The 1,770-nt window shown below is 28.9% G+C and carries 1 protein-coding gene; it reads left to right on the top strand.

The features are described 5' to 3' along the window. Positions 1–374 precede the first annotated feature (374 nt). The gene (locus NNC19_RS23335; RefSeq protein ID WP_310941087.1) at positions 375–1,661 is read left to right on the top strand and encodes an IS110 family transposase; all 1,287 of its coding nucleotides are present in this window, start codon (positions 375–377) and stop codon (positions 1,659–1,661) included. Positions 1,662–1,770: the final 109 nt, after the last annotated feature.

The following is a 1,770-nucleotide window of genomic DNA, read 5'->3' as shown; positions in this document are numbered from 1 at the left end:
ACAGCCCCTTGTATGATTAAGTTATAAAATTCATTAGAGAATTCTTATCTCTTTATACGAATATTATAGCTTAATTTATTTTTATTATTCTTAAAAAGCATTTCTCAAATTTCTAATAGCAAATTTGTTCTCATTGAATTTTATTGGAAACTTAACTGGGTAAAATAGTTCTGAATAGAAGATAGATGACCAGCCCCTGGGAGTTTTTTGAAACTATACCCGTTAAAAAGCGTATCATTCCATCAGGTAGAATTCTATAATTAGCTGGTTGAGTTTCCTAAGTAGGAATTACTCGTGTCACAAACAAGGATATAGACTAACTGGTAGAGTGGATAATCTATTCTATCTCAATTTTATGAGGAGGAGATAATTACATGGCAACATTCACTTATAACTTAACAATAGGAATAGATGTTTCTGCTGAATTTTCTTATATAGCAATTGTCGAACCGAATGGCGATATTTATAGAAAATCTTTTAAAATCGATCATGACCTCAAAGGATTTGACTATTTAGTTGAAGAAATAAAAAAAGCGGAAAAAGAACTTTCTAGTAAACCTGCAATATTTATGGAATCAACAGGAGTGTACCATATAGCTCTTTTCCACTACTTAAAGAAATTTTTTAATGATGTATTTATCATTAATCCACTCATCACAAATTCTAACAAAAATAACTCAATAAGAAAAGTAAAAAATGATAAAAAAGATGCACTATCAATTGCACATATAGGTAAATTTCAAAATATTAAGTATTCTACTAATATAGATTTTGATTATTATTTACTTAAGTCATTAGTTAGAGAATATTACAAACTTAGAGATGATTGTTCTCAATATAAAAAAAGATTATCAGCAGATTTAAGAGTAATATTCCCTAATTACAATAAAGTTTTTAGGGATACATGTTCTAAAACATCCCTAGCTCTTTTAAATAAGTATCCATCACCATCATTAATCAAGGATGCTGCTAAGGATAAAATTATTGAGTTACTAAAAAATAACGCTAGAAGAAGTATTGATTGGTGCGAAAAAATATACTTAAAGTTGATATCCATAGCAAAAGATGCTCTCGCTATCGGAGTAGGTTTAAAAGAGTTATCAATAAAAATAAACGTGAATATATCTATAATTAATGCTTTTACGAGTCAGATTGATTCATTAATGAAGGATATCAATAATTTGTTAAATTCAACTAGTTTAACTTCTGACATAAAGCAAAATGTTTCATTATTAACAACGATCCCCGGAATAGGAGAATTAACCGCAATAACGTTGGTTGCAGAAATAGGCGATTTTAATAGGTTTAAAAACTCAAAAAGTTTAGTTGCTTATCTTGGAATTGATCCATCAATAAATGAATCGGGTAATTTTAAAAGTTCAAATAATAGTATGTCAAAGCGTGGAAGTAATATTGGAAGAAGAGCAATCTATACAGCAGCATTATCAGCAATAAGTATAAAACGTAACGGCGAAGCCAACAATGAAATAATTTTAGAGTATTATAAAAACAAATTAAAAGCAAAAAAACCTAAAGTTGCTCTAGGTGCGATAATGCACAAGATAGTTAGGTATATATTTTCTGTAATAAAAAAACAAAAGCCATATGAGGAAAGACACCCTGAAATTCATTGCAGAATGTTCCTTACCCATACAGCTTAACCTTTTACAGTATTTGGAACCGTTCGTGTTTTAAAACGGTCTGTTTGCTATGCAAAATTTTAATAAAAATATTTTTTAATATTTCACTTGACTTTGCTTAGCTGGTCTT

The organism is Clostridium sp. SHJSY1 (assembly GCF_031626875.1).
Taxonomy (GTDB): Bacteria; Bacillota; Clostridia; order Clostridiales; family Clostridiaceae; genus Clostridium.
This window is presented reverse-complemented; position numbering and strand designations above follow the sequence as displayed.

Excerpts from the sequence above, each read along its gene's own strand:
- NNC19_RS23335 (WP_310941087.1), top strand. The coding sequence starts at position 375 with ATGGCAACATTCACTTATAACTTAACAATAGGAATAGATGTTTCTGCT.